The organism is Streptomyces sudanensis (assembly GCF_023614315.1).
GTDB lineage: Bacteria > Actinomycetota > Actinomycetes > Streptomycetales > Streptomycetaceae > Streptomyces > Streptomyces sudanensis.
The window spans coordinates 2,613,717-2,632,300 of record NZ_CP095474.1 but is presented as its reverse complement, the minus strand read 5'-3'; the positions used below and the strand labels follow the sequence as shown (position 1 = coordinate 2,632,300).

At 74.1% G+C, this 18,584-nt stretch carries 15 protein-coding genes and 1 pseudogene; 9 read left to right on the top strand and 7 right to left on the bottom strand.

All coding sequences use genetic code 11. The annotated features are described in order from the left end of the window. Positions 1-190: 190 nt before the first annotated feature. Positions 191-1,015, bottom strand: coding sequence for a TetR/AcrR family transcriptional regulator (locus MW084_RS12175; protein WP_010473334.1), 825 nt, complete (start codon positions 1,013-1,015; stop codon positions 191-193). Positions 1,016-1,133: 118 nt separating this feature from the next. On the opposite strand from MW084_RS12175, the gene MW084_RS12170 reads away from it, so the two are divergent. From MW084_RS12170 to MW084_RS12160, 3 genes are all read left to right on the top strand, one after another. Then, positions 1,134-2,129, top strand: coding sequence for a daunorubicin resistance protein DrrA family ABC transporter ATP-binding protein (locus MW084_RS12170; RefSeq protein ID WP_010473336.1), 996 nt, complete (start codon positions 1,134-1,136; stop codon positions 2,127-2,129). A gap of 23 nt (positions 2,130-2,152) precedes the next feature. Further along, a partial coding sequence (locus MW084_RS12165) for an ABC transporter permease (protein WP_275563588.1) occupies positions 2,153-2,965 on the top strand: 813 nt, incomplete at its 5' end. A 141-nt stretch (positions 2,966-3,106) separates the two neighbouring features. Then, a complete protein-coding gene (locus MW084_RS12160) occupies positions 3,107-3,565 on the top strand; it encodes a MarR family winged helix-turn-helix transcriptional regulator (RefSeq protein ID WP_010473340.1) in 459 nt (152 codons plus the stop codon). 200 nt (positions 3,566-3,765) lie between these two features. On the opposite strand, the gene serC is transcribed toward MW084_RS12160, so the two are convergent. From serC to MW084_RS12145, 3 genes are all read right to left on the bottom strand, one after another. Continuing rightward, positions 3,766-4,884, bottom strand: a complete 1,119-nt coding sequence (gene serC, locus MW084_RS12155) for a phosphoserine transaminase (protein ID WP_010473342.1) — start codon at positions 4,882-4,884, stop codon at positions 3,766-3,768. 367 nt (positions 4,885-5,251) lie between these two features. Next, positions 5,252-6,289, bottom strand: a complete 1,038-nt coding sequence (locus MW084_RS12150; RefSeq protein ID WP_010473344.1) for an rRNA adenine N-6-methyltransferase family protein — start codon at positions 6,287-6,289, stop codon at positions 5,252-5,254. A 476-nt stretch (positions 6,290-6,765) separates the two neighbouring features. Then, complete coding sequence (locus MW084_RS12145; protein ID WP_078571952.1) at positions 6,766-7,014, bottom strand: hypothetical protein; 249 nt, start codon at positions 7,012-7,014, stop codon at positions 6,766-6,768. Positions 7,015-7,421: 407 nt separating this feature from the next. Between MW084_RS12145 and MW084_RS12140 the strand changes: the two genes are divergently transcribed. Further along, positions 7,422-8,645 (top strand): helix-turn-helix domain-containing protein, encoded by a 1,224-nt coding sequence (locus tag MW084_RS12140; RefSeq protein ID WP_010473347.1) that lies wholly within the window; start codon positions 7,422-7,424, stop codon positions 8,643-8,645. A gap of 539 nt (positions 8,646-9,184) precedes the next feature. After that, complete coding sequence (locus MW084_RS12135) at positions 9,185-10,108, top strand: EamA family transporter (protein WP_010473348.1); 924 nt, start codon at positions 9,185-9,187, stop codon at positions 10,106-10,108. A 55-nt stretch (positions 10,109-10,163) separates the two neighbouring features. On the opposite strand, the pseudogene MW084_RS12130 reads toward MW084_RS12135, so the two are convergent. Beyond that, positions 10,164-10,897: pseudogene (locus MW084_RS12130) on the bottom strand (enoyl-CoA hydratase family protein). An 840-nt stretch (positions 10,898-11,737) separates the two neighbouring features. Next, positions 11,738-12,838 (bottom strand): citrate synthase 2, encoded by a 1,101-nt coding sequence (locus MW084_RS12125; RefSeq protein ID WP_010473354.1) that lies wholly within the window; start codon positions 12,836-12,838, stop codon positions 11,738-11,740. A 180-nt stretch (positions 12,839-13,018) separates the two neighbouring features. Here MW084_RS12125 and pdxH point away from each other — a divergent pair, with 180 nt between their 5' ends. Continuing rightward, positions 13,019-13,720 (top strand): pyridoxamine 5'-phosphate oxidase, encoded by a 702-nt coding sequence (gene pdxH / locus MW084_RS12120; protein ID WP_050986828.1) that lies wholly within the window; start codon positions 13,019-13,021, stop codon positions 13,718-13,720. Between the two features lie 398 nt (positions 13,721-14,118). Further along, positions 14,119-15,438 carry a PAS domain-containing protein gene (locus MW084_RS12115; RefSeq protein WP_029553707.1) on the top strand — a complete coding sequence of 440 codons (1,320 nt, stop codon included), beginning with the start codon at positions 14,119-14,121 and terminating at the stop codon, positions 15,436-15,438. Between the two features lie 33 nt (positions 15,439-15,471). Here the strand turns inward: MW084_RS12115 and MW084_RS12110 are convergent, their stop codons facing one another. Next, positions 15,472-16,227, bottom strand: a complete 756-nt coding sequence (locus MW084_RS12110) for an SIS domain-containing protein (protein ID WP_010473361.1) — start codon at positions 16,225-16,227, stop codon at positions 15,472-15,474. Between the two features lie 164 nt (positions 16,228-16,391). Between MW084_RS12110 and MW084_RS12105 the strand changes: the two genes are divergently transcribed. Continuing rightward, positions 16,392-17,084 (top strand): iron-dependent transcriptional repressor DtxR, encoded by a 693-nt coding sequence (locus MW084_RS12105; RefSeq protein WP_010473364.1) that lies wholly within the window; start codon positions 16,392-16,394, stop codon positions 17,082-17,084. Between the two features lie 558 nt (positions 17,085-17,642). Then, positions 17,643-18,512 (top strand): alpha/beta fold hydrolase, encoded by an 870-nt coding sequence (locus MW084_RS12100; RefSeq protein WP_010473366.1) that lies wholly within the window; start codon positions 17,643-17,645, stop codon positions 18,510-18,512. Positions 18,513-18,584 lie beyond the last annotated feature (72 nt).

The window sequence follows — 18,584 nt, the reverse complement described above, 5'->3', positions numbered from 1 at the left end:
CNGGTGCCCGGGGGCCGGGCTCGGCGGCGGCGGGGACGGCGCCCGCGAGGACGGTCAGGGCCGCCGCCGCGAGGGCGGACGGCAGGGGGGTTCCGAGACGCACTGCGTGCCTCCTGGTCTGTGCGGCTGCGTCGGCTGTACCCCACCGATGCTGCGCGAGACCGCGATCACCCGCGCGCCGGATGGTCCATCAGGAGTGCGCCGCGCCGCCTTCCGGGCGCCCCGGCTCCGCCGACGGGCCGTCACCCCGCCCCGCCCGCGCCTCCGCGACCCTCGCCTCGAAGCCCCGCACCAGGCACCGCAGCCCGAATCCGAAGTGGTCGAACCCCGGCGAGAACGTGTCCTCGGACAATTGCGCCATCAGCGGGAACTCCCCGCTCCGCATGACCCGGGTGAGGATCGGTTCCTGGCTGCGCCAGAACTCCTCGTCGCTGACGCCGGTCTCCTTCGCCGCCTCCGCCGCCTCGATCTCCATCCGGGCGATGCCGAGGGTGAAGCTCTGCACGGCGATGATCACCGACAGGGTCTCGGGGTCGCTCAGCCCCATGCCCCGCAGCCCGGCCAGCGCCACCTCCAGCGCGCGCAGGGAACCCGGCCCGAGGACGCTGCGGCTCTGGTTGACCTTCAGCAGCCAGGGGTGGCGCCGGTACAGGGCGAGGTGGCCGCGCGCGAGTGCCTCGACGCCGTCGCGCCAGTCCTCCGGGGTCTCGGGCGTGGTGCCGGGCGGGAGGCCCTGGACCCGGTCGAGCATCAGGTCCAGCAGCTCGGCCTTGCCGGGGACGTACCGATACAGCGACATCGTGCCGACGCCCAGCTCGGTCGACAGGCGCCGCATCGACACGGCGCCGAGCCCCTCGGCGTCGGCCAGTTCGACGGCCACGGTGACGATCCGGTCCAGGGTCAGCCCGCGCTTCGGCCCCCGACTGGGTGCCTCCCCCGTCCCCCACAGGAGTTCCAGGCTGCGGCGGATGTCGCCGCTGCCGCTCGTGGTCGTGTCGCCTCCGCTGCCGGTCATGGCGCCAGCGTACGGGCCGGCGCCATCGGCCAAAAAAGTGAGTACGGCGTACGCTCTATCGGGTACGGTGTACTCGGTTTCAGTCCGGGACCGAGGGACCGAGGGACGGAGGGCTTGTGTGAGGACGACCTACGCGATCAGGGCCGAGGGCTTGCGTAAGGGCTACGGCGGCAGGCCTGCCCTGGACGGCTTCGACCTCGCCGTGCGACCCGGCGCGGTCCACGGTCTGCTGGGGCCCAACGGCGCGGGGAAGACCACCGCCGTGCGGGTCCTCGCCACCCTGCGGCGGTTCGACGGCGGGCGCGCCGAGGTGGCCGGGGTGGACGTGGCACGCCACCCCGGCCGCGTACGCGCGCTGATCGGCCTCACCGGCCAGTACGCCGCCGTGGACGAAATCCTGACGGGACGTCAGAACCTGGAGATGTTCGGCCGCCTCTTCCACCTCGGCGCCCGCGGAGCCCGGCGCCGCGCCGCCGAGCTGCTGGAGCGGTTCGGCCTGGCCGAGGCCGCCGACAGGGGCGTCGAGGAGTACAGCGGCGGCATGCGGCGCCGCCTCGACCTGGCCGCGTCGATGATCCTCGCGCCCCGCGTGCTGTTCCTCGACGAGCCGACGACCGGCCTCGACCCGCGCGGCCGGGGCGAGGTGTGGGAGGCCGTGCGGGACCTGGTCGCGGAGGGGACGACGGTACTGCTCACCACCCAGTACCTCGACGAGGCCGACCGGCTCGCCTCGCACGTCACCGTCATCGACCGGGGCCGGGCCATCGCCGACGACACGCCCGGGGCGCTCAAGGACCGCGTCGGCGGCGACCGCATCGAGGTCGTCGCCGCCGACCGGGCCGACCTGCCCCGGATCGCGGCGGCCGTGGCCCGCGTCGGCGAGGGCGAACCGTGCGTCGCGGACGCCGAACGGCGCGTCCACGCCCGGGTGCGCGACCGGGTCGCGGCGCTCACGGAGGTCGCGGGCGCCCTGCGCGACGACGGCGTGCGGATCGAGGACATCGGCCTGCGCAGGCCGACGCTGGACGACGTCTTCCTGCGCCTGACCGGTCAGACCGCACAGCGTACGGCGGACGCGCCCGCCGCCCGCGCCCCGGAAGGAGCGACCGCGTGACCGCCACCGCACCCCGCCCCCNNCCCGGACGGGGACGCCCCTACTGGGCGGTCGTGGACTGCTGGAACATCGTCCGCCGCACCCTCACCCACTACCGCCGCAAACCCTCCTACATCGCCTGGCAGCTGGGCTTCCCGATCGTCTCCGTCCTGCTGTACGGCTATGTCTTCGGCGGTGCGATGCGGACGCCCGGCGGCGGCGACGGCACGGCCGCGGAGTACCGGGAGTACCTGATGCCCGGCATGTTCGTGACGACGATGGCCTTCGGTTTCATGAACACCGCGACGGCCGTCGTGACGGACGCGCGGAAGGGCGTGACCGACCGGTTCCGCTCCATGCCGATGGCCCCGTCCGCGGTGGTCACGGGCCGGGGGGTGACCGATCTGCTGGTCGCCTGCGCGGAGTTGGCGATCCTGGCCGCGACGGCGCTGGCGATGGGCTGGCGCGCGGACGGCGGGGCGGCGGCGACCGCCGGGGCGTTCGCCCTCCTGCTGTGGCTGCGGTTCGCCCTCGTCTGGGTGGGGGTCTGGCTGGGGCTGCTGCTGCCGAGCCCGGAGGCGGCCGGCTCCCTGTTCGCCGTGGCGTTCCCCCTGACGATGATCTCCGGCATCTTCGTCCCGCCGTCGACGATGCCGGGCTGGCTGGGCGCGGTCGCCGCCTGGAACCCGCTCTCCTCCACCGCGTCGGCGGCCCGCGGGCTGTTCGGCAACGAGGTCGCCTCGGACGGCAGTTGGATCCAGGAGCACGCCCTGGTGATGGCGGTGGTGTGGCCGCTGGCGATCACGGCGGTCTGCCTCCCCCTGGCCGTGCGGCGCTTCCGGGGCCTGAGCCGATAGGCGGCCCGGGCCACCGGGCGGTCTTGGCCACCGGGCGGTCTTGACCACCGGGCGGTCTTGACCTCGATCGCGGTCGAGGTTCTACGGTCGCCGGTGACCGGAGCACGACGGAAACGACGGGAACGGGTGGAAGGCGGTCCGATGGAGTACTCGCACGACGACGCGGAGCTGGTGAACCAGCCGATCGGCTACTGGATGTGGGCCGCGAACAAGACGGTGATGGCGTACGTACGGGGCCGGCTCGCGGCGATCGGCGTCACCCAGCCGCAGTGGTGGGTCCTGCACCAGGCGCGGCACAGCGAGGACGGGGTCACCCGCGAGGAGGTGATGGACGCCCACCGGGCCCACCACGACGTGGGCGCCGGACTGGCCCCCGACATCGACCTCCTGGTCGAGCGGAACCTGCTCGTACAGGGCGGCGACGGGCGCCTGCGGATCACCGACGAGGGCCGCGAGCTGCACCGGCGCGCCGCCGAGACCCAGCGCGCGAGCCGGGCCCGCGTGCACGAGGGGATCGGGGACGAGGAGTACCTGACGGCGCTGAAGGTCCTCCAGCGCATGATCGTGAACGCGGGCGGGGACCTGCCGCAGGGGGTCTGAGGCAGGGGGTCTGAGGCAGGGGGTCTGAGACAGGGGATCTGAGGCCGGAAGGGCCGCCCGGCGGGCGCGCTTCGGCAGGAGAGGCGTGCCCGCCCGGCCGTGTGAGAGGTCCGGTTCGTCCGGCCGCCGGACACGCCCGTGCCCCCGCACCCGTCCGACGAGCGCGGGGGCACGGGTGTGCCGGGGTCCTCGTGGCCGGCCTACAGCTTTCCGACGACGTGGTCGACGCACGCCGTCAGCGCTTCGACGTCCGCCGGGTCGACCGCCGGGAACATGGCGACGCGGAGCTGGTTGCGGCCCAGCTTCCGGTACGGCTCGGTGTCCACGATGCCGTTGGCGCGCAGGATCCTGGCGACCGCGGCGGCGTCGACCTCGTCGGAGAAGTCGATCGTGCCGATGACCTGCGAGCGCTTGGCCGGGTCCGTCACGAACGGGGTGGCGTGCTCGGACGCCTCCGCCCAGCCGTACAGCGTCCGGGAGGACGTCGCCGTGCGGCGCACCGCCCAGTCGAGGCCGCCCTGGCCGTTGATCCACTTCAGCTGCTGGTCGAGCAGGAAGAGGGTGGCGAGCGCCGGGGTGTTGTACGTCTGGTTCTTGAGGGAGTTGTCGATCGCGGTCGGCAGCGAGAAGAACTCCGGCACGTGGCGGCCGGAGGCGTGGACCCGGGCGGCCCGCTCCAGGGCGGCCGGGGAGAACACGCCGATCCACAGGCCGCCGTCGGCGGCGAAGGACTTCTGCGGGGCGAAGTAGTACACGTCGGTCTCGGTGATGTCGACCGGCAGGCCGCCCGCGCCGGAGGTGGCGTCCACCAGGACCAGCGCGCCCTCGTCGGCGCCCTCGACGCGCCGGACGGGCGCGGCGACACCGGTGGAGGTCTCGTTGTGCGTGAGCGCGTACACGTCGACACCGGCCTCGGCCCGCGGCTCCGGGTGCGTGCCCGGCTCCGAGGAGACGACGACCGGCTCCTGGAGCCACGGCGCCCGCGCGGCGGCCTTGGCGAACTTGGACGAGAACTCCCCGAAGGACAGGTGCTGCGACCTGGACTCGATCAGGCCGTGCGTCGCGATGTCCCAGAAGGCGGTGGAGCCGCCGTTGCCGAGGACGACCTCGTACCCGTCGGGGAGGGAGAACAGGGCCCGCAGGCCCTCCCGGACCTCGCCGACCAGGTTCCTGACGGGGGCCTGGCGGTGGGAGGTGCCGAGGAGGGAGGTGCCGGTGGCGGCCAGGGCGTCCAGCGCCTCCGTGCGCACCTTGGAGGGGCCCGCGCCGAAACGGCCGTCGGCGGGCTTGATGTCATCGGGAATCCGGATCTCAGCCACGCGCCGAGCCTAGCCGCCTACGCCCCGTCGCCACCTCCTCCGTCCGCCGGCCGAGACGCCCCGCACGGCCCGTACGCCCCGCACGCCCCGCACGGGGCGTCTCGGCCGGAGCGGGGCGGGGCGGCGTGGCGCGGTGCGGCGTGGCGCGGTGCGCGGCGGTGTGGCGCGGCCGGGGCTGTCGGGGGCCTNNNANGCCGGGGGCGGGTGCCCGGTCCGGGCGTACACGGACGGCAGAGGTACGGCGTCAACCGAACGAAACCTCCAACCACCTTGCTGATGAACGCAGTTGACACCGGCAACGAGGGCCCCGCCCCTGCGCCACGGGGGAAGCGCACGAGCGGGACCGTTCACGGGCCGCCGAGAGGGCCTACGGCCCGCCGAGGACCGGCAGGGGGTTGTCCGGCCGGTCGAGCCACACGTACTCCCCGCCCTCGTCCACGGTGAGCCCGAACCGTTCGTGCCCCGACCCGCCGCTGCGCTCCCACCACCGGTAGGCGGCTTCCGCCTCGTCCCACAGGCGGCGGGAACCGGACTGCCACACGCGCGCCGGGTCACCGTCCCGGAACATCACGCACGCCCACGACCGGTCGCCGAGCGAGTAGAACCACACGGGCCGGGAGCCCCCGCGTTTCTCCGCCACCACCTGCACGCAGTCGCGCACCAGCACGGACAGCGCGAACGCCCGAGGGCTGAACCGTCCCCCCAGGAAGTCGCCTTCCGCGATCGCCGTGGAGGACTCGTCCCCCTCCGCCACACTGCCCCTGACGTACTCCCCGTGCACCACCGGGGCCGTGCGCTGTGCCCGTAGCTTCATGAACTCCACAGGCCCCGTGAACGGCCCCGACGCGCTCCGCCCGTCCCCGGACACCACCAGGCGGACCACCGCGTCGCCGTTGCCGAAGTGGGTCCCCCACGGGGCCACGACGACCCCTCGCGGGTGGCACTGCCGCACCCACGCGAACGGAACGGAACGCACTCCGCACGTGGCGATGACCCGGTCGTACGGTGCGTGGTCGGAGCACCCCTCGAACCCGTCGCCGTGGACGACCCTCACCGGCAGGCTGAAGCGCTCCAGCGCCGAACGGGCCGACGCCGCGACGTGCCCGTCGACCTCCACCGAGACGACGTTCTCAGGGCCGACCCGGTATCCGAGCAGGGCCGCGTTCCAGCCGGTTCCGGTGCCGATCTCCAGCACCCGGTGGCCGGGCTCGACGTCCAGCGCCGAAAGCATCCGGAACACGACACTCGGCATGGACGCCGAGGAAGTCGGAACGGTGCCCGGCTTCGTTCCGCCGTGTTCGCCGTCGTCCCACTGCGTGACCACCGGAACGTCCTGATCGGCGTAGTCGCACCACGCTTCGGGGTCGTCCGCCTTGTGGACGGCGACACTCCTTCCGGCCGCCATGTCGAAAGGCCACATGAGATCCGGCAGGAAAGCGGACCGGGGCACGGCGTCGTAGACGGGTGCCCAGTCCGGGGAAAGGGCGCCACCGGAAACGAGGGCACGCCCCAGCTCATCACGCCTGGAGCGTCCCCGGCATGTGTTCGGTTCCACTGCTCAGACGGCCTTCGGCGGATTGGGGACGCCGGGACCGCCGTCCGGGGTGGGCGGCTGGTGCGGGCCGGGGTAGGGCTCGCCCGGCAGCTTGTCCCCGCCACTGCTGTACGTCATCGCTTCCCTCTCCTTTTCGATGTGCCGACATGAGGACCGCCCCCATGCCGTCGTGCGTGAACCCGCCGAGGCCGCGGCGCTCCCGCTGTGCGCGGGGCGGCCGGTGCGGGGCCGAATCCGCCCCTGCCGGAATTCCCGCTCGGGGACGAGCTCCTGGTCGGATCGGAGACGAGCTCCTTGAACGGATGCGTCCGGCAGGGACGAAACCCCTAAGCGCGCGTCAATCCCTTTCGCCGCGTGCGCAGATGGATCACCAGGGCGCGGAGTTGCCGGCGCTCGCGCCCGGTCGCCGGCCGCACGGCGCTCCAACTCACCTCCCACGGCTCGCCGCCAGGGCGAACGAGGAAGAACCGGCTACCTCGAATGTCGTGCACCCGCGCAGGCATGTCGCGCCGGGTGTCGAACACGACGGACCCGATTTCCAGTTGGTACGGATTGGTGTCCGGCAGCCTGCGCACCCTCACCACCCCCCACGGTCGCAAGCCGGGGCGACGCGCCCGCCCAAGGCACCCGACCGGTACGCGGGTTCGAGGTCGTCCGGCCTTGCCTCCCACTCCTTGCCGCCGTTCAGCGGACGGAGTTGGTAGTACGGCCCGATGTGGCCCATGACACGCCCCGTACGCCCCGTACGGGCGTCCTGGACGGTGTCGTTGGGCTGTGGAACGTACGCACTTCCCGAGACCTGTTCGTGTGTCACTGCTCCGGTCACTCCCTCACCCGGTGCTGTCGGTTCTGCAACAGGACACAGCGAACCAGCAGGAGCCGGAGCCGACCACGGCAAAAAGGCCGCAGTCCCGCCGCATGCTGGCCGCACTGGCTACGCTGACCAGTGGAGACGCACCCGGGCGTGGGGGGAACGACCAGGATGACCAGCAAGCGGCAGAGGTTCGCGGAACGCCGGAAAGCATGCGGGCTCAGTCAGGAGAAACTTGCGGAAGCGGTCGGCGTCGATCGCTCTACCGTCCAGCGCTGGGAGAGTGGAAAGAACGATCCGCAGCCATGCCAGAGGCCGGAGATCGCCAAGGCCCTGAAAGTCACCTCAACAGAACTTGACGCTCTGCTGACCCCGAATGCTTTCGCCCCGCCCCGACAAGCACCTCGCGAATGGCTCGCCGTGGCCGAATCGAAAGGCGACGACGAGCTTGATGCCCTTGAATTGGCCAGGCGGGTTGCCGCAAGCGACGTGGGGAAGGAGACGTTGAATCGCCTGGAAAGCGCCTTTGATGAGTTGGCCGCGAAGTATCCGAAATCCCCCCCGCAGGATTTGTTGGAACGGGTGCGGAAACACTCCGTCTACATCGCGCACCTGATGAATGCCCGGATGACTCTTGCCGAACAGCGACGCCTTTACGTGGTCGGTGGCTGGTTTCAGCTTTTGGGCGCCACCCTTCATGTCGATCTCAACCAGGAGCACGCCGCTACGGCTAGATTGAAAACAGCGGCGACGCTCGCGCAGCATGCCGAACACCGCGAAATTGAGGCGTGGTGTTATGAGACGGACGCTTGGCGGGTTCTCACGGGCGGCGAGTACGGTCGCGCGCTGGAACTCTCCCGAATCGCGCAACAGCTGGCACCGGCCGGAAGTTCGGTCGCCATTCAAGCCACAGCGCAGGAGGGAAGGGCGAGAGCGCGTCTCGGGGAGAGGGCGGAGACCTACGCGGCCATAGAGCGCGTGCAGCAAATGTCAGCGACGCTTGTGCCACATAAAGACACCGAGCATCATTACCAGTACGACCCCGGTAAGTCGCTGGCGTACACGGCGACCACACTTGCGTGGGTCGGAGATCCCGCAGCGGAGACTTACGCACGGGAAGTCATTGCCCGACTGTCGCCGGTTGACGACATTGCAAAATGGCCGCGCCGAGTGGCGTCGGCGAATATTGACCTGGCATTGACTTTACTCGGCACCGGCCGCCTGGACGAGGCGTGCGACGCTGCACAGCGCGCAATAATGTCCGGCCGGGTAGTCCCGTCGAACCACTGGCGCGCACTGGAAGTGGTCAAGGCTGTGGAACGGCGGAAACTCCCCGAAGCATCCGACTTGAGAGAGGCTTATCAGGCGATGCGGAGATGTCCGAGCGGAAACTGAGAGTGCCAAGGCCCGGGAAATACTGCTGGTGCGGCTTCAGTGCTATCGGAAAATTCGCGTCACCGTGACCGCCTCCACCACCATCGCCTCCGCCGCTTCGCCGTGCACCTGTGGTCCACCCCGCCGCTCCGGTACGGAACCGCCCCCTGACGGCCCCCTCGTGCCCAGCCCGCGCGGCACCGCCCCCGGCCCCGCGGGGGTGCCGGTGAACGCGCCCCGGGAAGCCGCCCGCCGGGTTCCGGACGGAAGGGCGGAAGGGCCAGAAGACCGGAAGGCCGGAAGGCCGGAAGGCCGGAAGGCCGGAAGGCCGTCCCACCTCCTGAGACCGGGTACTCCCGCCATGGCCGTGAGCGGGTCGTGCTGCTTACCGTGAGGACCGGCCCGTTCGCGGAACAGTCCCTTCCGGACCCTTCCGGACCCCTCCGGACCCCTCCGGACCCCTCCGGACCCCTCCGGACCCCTCCGGACCCNTCCGGACCCCTCCGGAGGCCGGGCCGCGCACGACGCACCCGTACGAAGAACCAGAAGAAGAGGCTCCGGTGGACGACGCCCGTACCGCAGACACCTCGGCGGTCACCCTTCCCGAGACGGCCGCGGCCCACCCGGCCGGCCCGGCGGTCCCCGCGCGCTCGGCCGCCGGGCCGGTCGCGCTGGTGGTGGGCGGGGCGCTGTCCGTGCAGTTCGGCGCGGCCGTCGCCGTACTGCTCATCCCGCGCGCCGGTGCGCTCGGCGTGGTGTCGCTGCGGCTGGCGCTCGCCGCGCTGGTCCTGCTCGTGGTGTGCCGGCCCCGGCTGCGCGGCCACAGCCGGTCCGACTGGGGGACCGTCGTGGTGTTCGGCGTCGCGATGGCCGGCATGAACCTCACCTTCTACCAGGCCATCGACCGCATTCCGCTCGGCGCGGCCGTCACCCTGGAGGTCCTCGGTCCCCTCGCGCTGTCGGTCGCCGCGTCCCGGCGGGCCGTGAGCCTGCTGTGGGCGGGGCTCGCCCTGGCGGGCGTGGCGCTGCTGAGCGGCGGCGGCTTCGACCGGCTGGACCCGGTCGGCGCGGGCTTCGCGCTCGCGGCGGGTGCGATGTGGGCGGCGTACATCGTGTTCAGCGCCCGCGCCGGCCGGCGCTTCCCGCAGGCCGACGGCCTCGCGCTGGCCATGGCGGTGGGCGCGGTGCTCAGCCTGCCCCTGGGCATCGCGGAGGCGGGGGCGAGGCTGGCCGTGCCGTCGACGCTGGCGCTGGGGCTGGCGGTGGCGCTGCTGTCGTCGGTGCTGCCGTACACGCTGGAGCTGATCGCGCTGCGGCGGCTCCCGGCGGGGACGTTCGCGGTGCTGATGAGCCTGGAGCCGGCGGTGGCGGCGCTGGCCGGGTTCCTGGTGCTGCGGCAGGCCCTGTCGGTGACGGACGCGGCGGCGATCGCCCTGGTGATGGCGGCGAGCATCGGCGCGGTCCGCGTCCGCGCCGCCCGCTAGCCGCGGGTGTCCCGCCGGGCGTCCCGGCCCCGGCGCGCAGGGTCCCGCCCGGGGGTCACACCGCCCACGCCGGGTCCCGCCGCTCCAGGAAGGCCGCCATCCCCTCGCGGGCCTCCGCCGAGGCGAAGAGCGACGCCGAGCGCTGGACGAGGTCCTCCGCGTCCCGCTCGAAGGACTCCAGCACCCGGGCCGTCACCAGCCGCTTCGACGCGGCCAGCCCCCGAGGCGACCCCTTCCGCAGGGCGTCGAGCAGCGGCGCGAGCGCCTCGTCCACGTCCGGCGCGGCGGCCGTCACCAGCCCGATCCGCGCCGCCTCCGCCGCGCCGAAGCACTCGCCGGTCAGGTAGTACCGGGCCGCGGCCCGCTGGTCGAGGCGCGGCAGGAGCGTCAGCGACACCAGCGCGGGCGCCGCTCCGACGCGCACCTCCGTCAAGGCGAAGTCCGACTCCTCCGACACCACCACCAGGTCGCACGCCGCCACCAGCCCCACACCCCCGCCCGCACCCGCCCCGCGATCCGCGCCACGACGGGTTTGGGCAGCTCCACGATCCGCCGCAGCAGCGTCACGAAGGCGTACGGGCTCGGCGGGGACTTCAGATCGGCGCCGATACTGAAGGCGGAGCCGGTATGGGTGAGCACCACCGCCCGCACCGCCGGGTCCTTCGCGCAGTCGTCCAGCGCGTCCGTCAACTCCGCGACCAGCCGGGCGGAGAGGGCGTTGCGGGAGTCCGGGGCGTCCAGGGTGAGCGTGGCGACGGCGCGGTCGTGGGCGGTGGTGACCAGGGACATGGTGCTCGCCTCCGATGGGGTCGGTCCGGCGGAGTGGTCCGGCGGAATCGGTCGGTACGGCGCGGTGGTCACGGGGACCGGCGCGGGACGTAGTTCGAAATATTTCCCGCCTCATCGCCGCTATGCGGACCGCTCGCACCGGCCGGGGCCGTACCGCGCACCGCTCCCGGTTCCGGTGGCGGTCACCCGCCCGCGGAGGCGGGGCCGGGCGGCCAAGGGCCCGTTCCGGCCCCGTGGGGGCATACGGGTCCCCGCGGGCGCAATTCGCGTTCGGCGCGGGGCCGAGAGGTCCGCGCCTTTTTCTTTCCTCGGCCGTCACGGGAATCGGGAATTGCGGGGAGCGATTGCGGGGGACAAGGCCGGCGTACTGTCGGAGGCCGACATGATGCCTGGTCAGATGCCCTCATCCAGGATATAATGGGAGGTGAGAGCGTTCATTGGGCTGTCGCCGCGGCCGGTTCCGACCCGGCTGCCACGCTTGCGGTCGTTCTGGCCGTCTGGCACTCGTACGAGTTCTCCAGGGTCGTTTTCGGTCACCGCAAGAGCAGTTCCGTTGTCTGTGTGGTTTCACATCGCATGAAGGAGGTCGCCATGAGGATTTTCGAGTTCGTCATGTCGGCCGCAAGCGCCGTGGTTGGGTGGTCCCACGCGGTCGCGGCCGAGTGAACGGTCTCCCCGGAGGGGGCACCCCGCAGCGGGGTGCCCCCTCGTCGTACGTGCGGAAGCCCGAGGGCGCGGGCGGGCGGCGAACGGGCGCGGCACCCCGAGCGGGCGGGCGGCCCGGCCGACGCGCCCGCCGTCCGGACCGGGCCGCGACGGCCCCGCCCGGGGGTGCGGGGATCAGGAGACGATGTCCTCGTACCCGGTGATCTCCCGGGGGTCGCGGGGGCCCGGGCCGACGTAGCGGGCCGACGGGCGGACCAGGCGGCCCGTGCGCTTCTGCTCCAGGATGTGGGCCGACCAGCCGGCCGTGCGGGCGCAGGTGAACATGGACGTGAACAGGTGCGCCGGGACCTCCGCGAAGTCCAGGACGATCGCCGCCCAGAACTCCACGTTCGTCGCCAGGACGCGGTCCGGGCGGCGGTTGTGCAGCTCCTCCAGGGCGGCCCTCTCCAGGGCCTCCGCCACCTCGAAGCGCGGCGCGGCCAGCTCGCGGGCGGTGCGGCGCAGCACCCGGGCGCGCGGGTCCTCGGCGCGGTACACGCGGTGGCCGAACCCCATGAGCCGCTCGCCCCGGTCCAGGGCCCGCCGCACGTACGCGGCGGCGTCGCCGGTCCGCTCGATCTCCTCGATCATGCCGAGCACCCGTGACGGCGCGCCGCCGTGCAGCGGCCCTGACATGGCGCCGACCGCGCCGGACAGCGCCGCCGCCACGTCCGCGCCGGTCGACGCGATCACGCGTGCGGTGAACGTCGAGGCGTTCATGCCGTGCTCGGCGGCCGAGGTCCAGTACGCGTCGACGGCCTTCACGTGCCTCGGGTCCGGCTCGCCGCGCCAGCGGATCATGAACCGCTCGACCACCGACCGCGCCCGGTCGATCTCGCGCTGCGGCACCATCGGCAGCCCCTGCCCGCGCGCGCTCTGCGCCACGTACGACAGCGCCATGACCGCCGCCCGCGCCAGGTCGTCGCGGGCCTGCCCCTCGTCGATGTCCAGGAGCGGCCTCAGCCCCCAGGCGGGCGCGAGCATCGCCAGCGCGGCCTGCACGTCCACGCGGACGTCGCCGGAGTGGACCGGGAGGGGGAAGGGCTCGGCCGGGGGCAGGCCGGGGCTGAACGCGCCGTCGACGAGCAGGCCCCACACGTTCCCGAAGGACACGTGCCCCACCAGGTCCTCGATGTCGACGCCCCGGTACCGGAGGGCGCCGCCCTCCTTGTCCGGTTCGGCGATCTCCGTCTCGAACGCGACGACTCCCTCGAGCCCGGGTACGAAGTCGGACATCTGGCGGCTCCTCGTGGTGGCGTGTGCGGGGAGGTGACGGACGGGCGACCCGGCCGTCGGGTCTGCCGGGTTCCCCGATACGGGGAAGCGTGACACGGAGCGCGGTCCGGTGTCCCGCCCGGGCGGGCCGGAGTCGCGGTGCACGGGGGGACTGGGGCGGGCGCGGCGCTCTGAGGCAGGATGGACGCCGTGACCGACGCCCTGGACCCAGCCGTGGACCCCGCCCTCGACCCGGCGCCCATGCGCGAGCAGTACCACACCCGCGAGCTCACGGAGCACGACCTGGCCGCGCACCCCATGGAGCAGTTCGCCCGCTGGTTCGCCGACGCGGCCCGCCACGGCGAGATCCACGAGCCGAACGCGATGGTCGTGGCGACGGCCACCCCCGACGGCCGCCCCTCGGCGCGCACCGTGCTGCTGAAGCACTTCGACGCGCGGGGCTTCGTCTTCTTCACCAACTACGACTCCCGCAAGGGCGCCGAGCTGGCCGCCAACCCGCACGCCTCGCTCCTTTTCCCCTGGCACCCGATGGCCCGCCAGGTCGTCGTCACCGGCCGGGTCGCGCGCGTCGGCCGCGACGAGACGGCCGCGTACTTCCGGACCCGCCCGCACGGCTCCCGGCTCGGTGCCTGGGCCAGCGCGCAGTCGTCCGTCATCGGCTCCCGCGCCGAGCTGCTCGCCCGGTACGAGGAGCTGGCCGCCCGCTATCCCGAGGGCGAGGCGGTGCCCGTGCCGCCGCACTGGGGCGGGTTCCTGGTCGAGCCCGACACCGTGGAGTTCTGGCAGGGGCACGAGAACCGGCTCCACGACCGGCTCCGGTACGCGCGGCGCGCGGGGGACGGGAGCGGCGGGGGCTGGCGGGTGGAGCGGCTCGCCCCGTAGCGCGCCGGGCACGCGGGCTCCCCGGGACCGCCGCCCGCGCGAGTGGGTCGCCCGTAGCGCGCCGGGCACGCGGAAGCCCGCGGGCTCCGTTCCCTCCCCGGAGGGGGAGGGGTCGGCCGGATGTGCCGACGAGCCCGCGGGCCGGTGACCGCTCGGGTGTACGGCAGGCGGCCTGCCGTCATGTGACGACGGGCCTCAGCCCGCGGTCACCTCACGCATCCGAAAAGAAACCACTTCCGGATCACCTCCCTTCCCGTGTGCCCCCCACGCTAGGAACCGGTCCTGCATCGTTCAACTGAATTTCCCGAACACCGTGTGTCGTGTGTCACGTTCGAGTTGAATGGGCGGGCGCGTCGCGACACGGCACGCGCGGGGAACGTCCTGTGGGGGGTGCCGGGATGAGCGCGTCCAGGAGCGGAACGGCGCGGATGGACGGCGACCTGCTCAGCGCGCTGCTGGACGGGATGGACGCGGCGCTGTGCGCGTTCGACGCGGACGGCGCGGTCACGCACTGGAACGGCGGCGCCGAGCGGCTCCTCGGCTGGTCCGCCGCCGAGGCCGTCGGCCGCCGCGGCCTCGCCGGGTGGGCCGCGCGGCCCGCGGACGCCGCGGCGATCGAGGCCCGGCTGGCCGCCGCCGGGGACGGCCCCGACCGCGCCGTCCACGAGTTCCCGCTGCTCCGCAAGGACGGCGGCCGGGTGCTCGTCCGCGCCCAGACGTCCGCGGTGCGGGGCGCGGACGGGCGTCCGGCCGGGGCGTACTGCGCCTTCGGCGAGGTCCACGAGCAGCTCGACTTCGAACGGTCGCTGGCGCTCGGCGAGGCCCTGTTCGGGGAGGCGCCGTGCGGGCTCGTCGTCGTCGACGCCGACCTGCGCCCCGCCGTCGTGAACGCCCGGGCGTCCCAGGCGTTCGGCGTTCCCCGCGCCGACCTGCTCGGCCGGCCCCTCGCCGGCTTCCTGGCCCAGGGCGCCGAGCAGCTGGAGGCGGCCCTGGAGCACGTGCTGGCGGAGGGCGACCCCCGCGCGTCGGCCGAGCTGTGGACGACGGTCCGCACCGCGCGGGGGGAGCGGCGGCACTGCTGGCGCAGCGCCTTCCTGCGGCTCGCGTCGCCGCTGTCGCGGGAGCCCGCGCCGCTGGGCGTGGCGTGGCTGTTCGAGGACGTCACGGAGGCGCGCCTCGCCGGGCAGGACGCGGACCGGCTGCGGTTCCGGGCCAGCCAGCTGCACCGGGCGGGGACCGCCGCGGCCGAGTGCGAGGACCCGGCGGAGGCGGCGACCGTGTACCTGGACTTCGCGCTCGCCGGGTTCGCCGACGACGCCCTGCTCGACGTGGTCGGCGGCGACGGGGCGCGGCTGGTGCGGGTCGCGGCCACGCCCGTCCGGGCGCCCGGCCCGGTGGCGTTCGCCCCGGGCGCCGGGTTCCCCGTGCCGTACGCCCCCGGCCATCCGGCGCTGCGCGCCCTGGACCGAGCGGGCACGGTGCGGGCCAGCACCCGGCCCTCGGGGGCGGCGTCCGCGTGGCCGGCGGAGCGCCACTGGCCGGCCGGAGCGGCCCACGCCCTGTGCGCGGCCCTGCGCAGCCGGGGGCGGACGCTGGGCGTGGTGACGTTCCTCCGCTCGGAGAGCCGCCCGCCCTTCGAGCGGCAGGACGTGGCGTACGCGGAGAGCGTCGCCGTGCGGGTCGCCGCCTCCCTGGACCTGGCGGGTCCGACGGTGTGAGGCCCCCCGCGGGAGGCGCCGGGCCCGCGGGGGCTACCGGTGGTGGAAGATCCGGTCCGCGTGCTCCCGCATCACGCGGGCGTTCCACTCGTGGCCCCCGTCGACGTTGCCGGAGCGCAGCAGCGGGGGGTCGATGCCGCGGCGCACCAGCTCCCCGGCCGCCGCGGCCACGACGGCCTGCATGAGGGCGCCGGCCACGATGGTGGAGGCGGGCGCGAACGGCGCCCCGGCGCCCTCGTGCGTGAGCTCCGCGTCCCCGACGGCGATCTTGGAGTCGAGGACGATGTCGCAGTGGTCCCTCAGGAACGTCCCCGAGGAGTTCCGGGGGCGGGTTTCCTCCGCGTACGCCACGGAGGTGACGCCGACGACCTTCAGGCCGAGCGCGCGGGCACCGGCGGCCATCTCGACGGGCAGGGCGTTGCGCCCGGACAGCGAGACCACCACCAGCAGGTCCCCGGCGCGCACGGGCGACGAGGCGAGGACCGCGGCGGCGAGGCCCTCCACCCGCTCCAGGGCCGAGCCGAGCGTCGCGGGCGTCACGTCGACGCCGACCGCGCCGGGGACGGCGAGCAGGTTCATCAGGGCGAGGCCGCCCGCCCGGTACACGACGTCCTGCGCGGGCAGCGACGAGTGGCCGGCGCCGAAGGCGAAGAGCCGGCCGCCCGCCGCGACCGTGTCGGCGACGGCGGCGCCCGCGGCGGCGATGTGCGCGGCCTCCTCGTCCCGGACCCGCGCCAGGAGGCCGATCGCGGCGTCGAGGAACCGGCCGGCCGGTGTGCTGTCGCCCATGGCGCGGCCCTTTCGTCGGGTGTCGCGCATCACGGTGCGGCCCGGGCCGCGTACCTGTCAACGCGGTGCACGGCCGCCTCCCGCGGAAGGCACGGCCGCCCCCGGGATGCGCAACAATTGGGCCGGGGCCGCGCACACTGGTAGTCACGCATCGAGGGGCACGCATGTCCGGACTGATCGACACCACGGAGATGTATCTCCGTACCATCCTCGAGCTGGAGGAGGAGAGCGTGGTGCCCATGCGCGCACGCATCGCGGAGCGCCTCGACCAGAGCGGCCCCACGGTCAGTCAGACCGTCGCCCGGATGGAGCGTGACGGCCTGGTGACCGTCGCCGGCGACCGCCACCTGGAGCTGACGGAGGAGGGCCGCCGGCTGGCCACGCGCGTGATGCGCAAGCACCGGCTCGCGGAGTGCCTCCTCGTCGACGTGATCGGCCTGGAGTGGGAGCAGGTCCACGCCGAGGCGTGCCGCTGGGAGCACGTGATGAGCGAGGCCGTGGAGCGCCGCGTCCTGGAGCTGCTGCGCCACCCGACGGAGTCGCCGTACGGGAACCCGATCCCGGGCCTGGAGGAGCTGGGCGAGCAGGGGGAGGCCGACCCGTTCCTCGACGAGGAGATGGTGGCCCTGTCCGAGCTGGAGGCGGGCGCGGAGGGCAAGACGGTGGTGGTGCGCCGGATCGGCGAGCCCATCCAGACGGACGCCCAGCTGATGTACACGCTGCGCCGCGCCGGGGTGCGGCCCGGTGCCGTGGTGAGCGTGACCGACTCGCCCGGCGGCGTGCTGGTCGGCAGCGGCGGCGAGGCCGCCGAGCTGGGCGCCGACGTGGCGTCGCACGTCTTCGTCGCCAAGCGCTGAGGACATCCGGGGCGGGCATCGGGGCCGTCCGGCGCCCGCCCNCGCCCCGGGCCGCCGGGCGCCGGGGCTCCCGGTACGTTCCGCCGCCGGTCCGCGCCGTGCCGCCCGCGGTCCGGCGCCCGTACGGTACGGGGGNTTCCGCGCGGGAACGGCGGCGCCGCGGTCCGGTGCGCCCCGGTCGGGGCCCGGGGGGCCAACTGGGATCTGCCGATAAGAAACGGCGCGNCGCGCCGNNCGCGCCCGGGCGCGTACCCGCGCGGCGCGCCGCCCGCGCCCGGGCGCGTACCCGCACACGGAGAAGGTCCCGGCGCCTCGCGGCACCGGGACCCCGCCTCCCCTGTGTCGACCCGGAGCCCCGAGCTCTCAGGGTCGTTCCCGCCGGACCCCTTTTCCCCGAGTGGTCCGCCTCCCGCTGAACATCTCCCCCCGGCGACGGCCCTCAATCCCCGGCCGGGGTCACCCGAACGAGCGGTATTGCCGTCCACTCGCCTATTTTCGAATATGAGTTCGATACCCTGGGAGGGTCATCCGACGTGACAGAAGGGGGAGCCGGGGCACATGGTGCGGCGCATCGATCTGACCGGAGCCGACGGCGTGCGCCTCGCCGTCTGGGAGTTCGCCGATCCGCCCGAGGGGCCGGACGGCGGCACCGCCCCCGCGGGGAGCGTCCTGCTCCTGCACGGCCTGACGGGCCGCGCCTCCCACTGGGCGGACACGGCGCGCCGCCTCTCCGGGCGGTACCGGGTCGTCGCCCCGGACCAGCGCGGGCACGGCCACGGCGGCGGACCGGCCGCCGGCCCCCGCACGCGCGAGGCGTACGTGGCGGACGCCGCCGCCGTGATCGAGCGGCTCGGACTGGCGCCGGTCACCCTGGTCGGGCACGCCATGGGCGCCCTGACGGGTTGGCAGCTCGCCGCCGAGCGGCCGGACCTGGTCGGCGCGCTGGTCATCGGCGACATGCGGGCCTCCGCGCTGGGAGCGGCGTCGCAGCGGGAGTGGGAGGAGTGGGTCCGCACCTGGCCGCTCCCCTTCGCGACACGGGCTGACGCGCGGAAGTGGTTCGGCGAGGACGACCCGCGGATCGAGCGGCCGGACCCCGCGCGGGGCGCGTTCTTCGCGGAGGCGATGGACGAGTCGCCCGACGGGTGGCGGCCGGTGTTCTCGCCGGAGCGGATGCTCGAGGTCCGCTCGACCTGGGCGCACGACGCGCACTGGGACACGCTGGCGCGGGTGGCGTGCCCGACGCTGGTGGTCCGCGGCCTCGACGGCGAGCTGGGCCGCGCGGAGGCCCACGAGATGGTCCGCGTCCTGCCCCGGGGCCGGTACGCGGAGGTGCCGGACGCGGGCCACTACCTCCACTACGACCAGCCGGAGGCCTGGTGCGAGGTCCTCCGGTCCTTCCTCGACCGGACCGCCCCGACCGCCTGACCCGGCGGCCGGGCCGCCCGCGCCCGCCACCGCGCCCGCTTCGGCCCGCGCCCGCCCGCGCCCGCACGGGGG

What these genes read in the sequence shown, in the direction of transcription:
- MW084_RS12115 (WP_029553707.1), top strand. Translation starts at nt 14,119, where the DNA reads ATGAGCGCGTCCAGGAGCGGAACGGCGCGGATGGACGGCGACCTGCTC.
- MW084_RS12175 (WP_010473334.1), bottom strand. Translation starts at nt 1,015, where the DNA reads ATGACCGGCAGCGGAGGCGACACGACCACGAGCGGCAGCGGCGACATC.
- pdxH (WP_050986828.1), top strand. Translation starts at nt 13,019, where the DNA reads ATGGACGCCGTGACCGACGCCCTGGACCCAGCCGTGGACCCCGCCCTC.
- MW084_RS12110 (WP_010473361.1), bottom strand. Translation starts at nt 16,227, where the DNA reads ATGGGCGACAGCACACCGGCCGGCCGGTTCCTCGACGCCGCGATCGGC.
- MW084_RS12125 (WP_010473354.1), bottom strand. Translation starts at nt 12,838, where the DNA reads ATGTCCGACTTCGTACCCGGGCTCGAGGGAGTCGTCGCGTTCGAGACG.
- MW084_RS12100 (WP_010473366.1), top strand. Translation starts at nt 17,643, where the DNA reads ATGGTGCGGCGCATCGATCTGACCGGAGCCGACGGCGTGCGCCTCGCC.
- MW084_RS12150 (WP_010473344.1), bottom strand. Translation starts at nt 6,289, where the DNA reads ATGGCGGCCGGAAGGAGTGTCGCCGTCCACAAGGCGGACGACCCCGAA.
- MW084_RS12105 (WP_010473364.1), top strand. Translation starts at nt 16,392, where the DNA reads ATGTCCGGACTGATCGACACCACGGAGATGTATCTCCGTACCATCCTC.
- MW084_RS12140 (WP_010473347.1), top strand. Translation starts at nt 7,422, where the DNA reads ATGACCAGCAAGCGGCAGAGGTTCGCGGAACGCCGGAAAGCATGCGGG.
- MW084_RS12160 (WP_010473340.1), top strand. Translation starts at nt 3,107, where the DNA reads ATGGAGTACTCGCACGACGACGCGGAGCTGGTGAACCAGCCGATCGGC.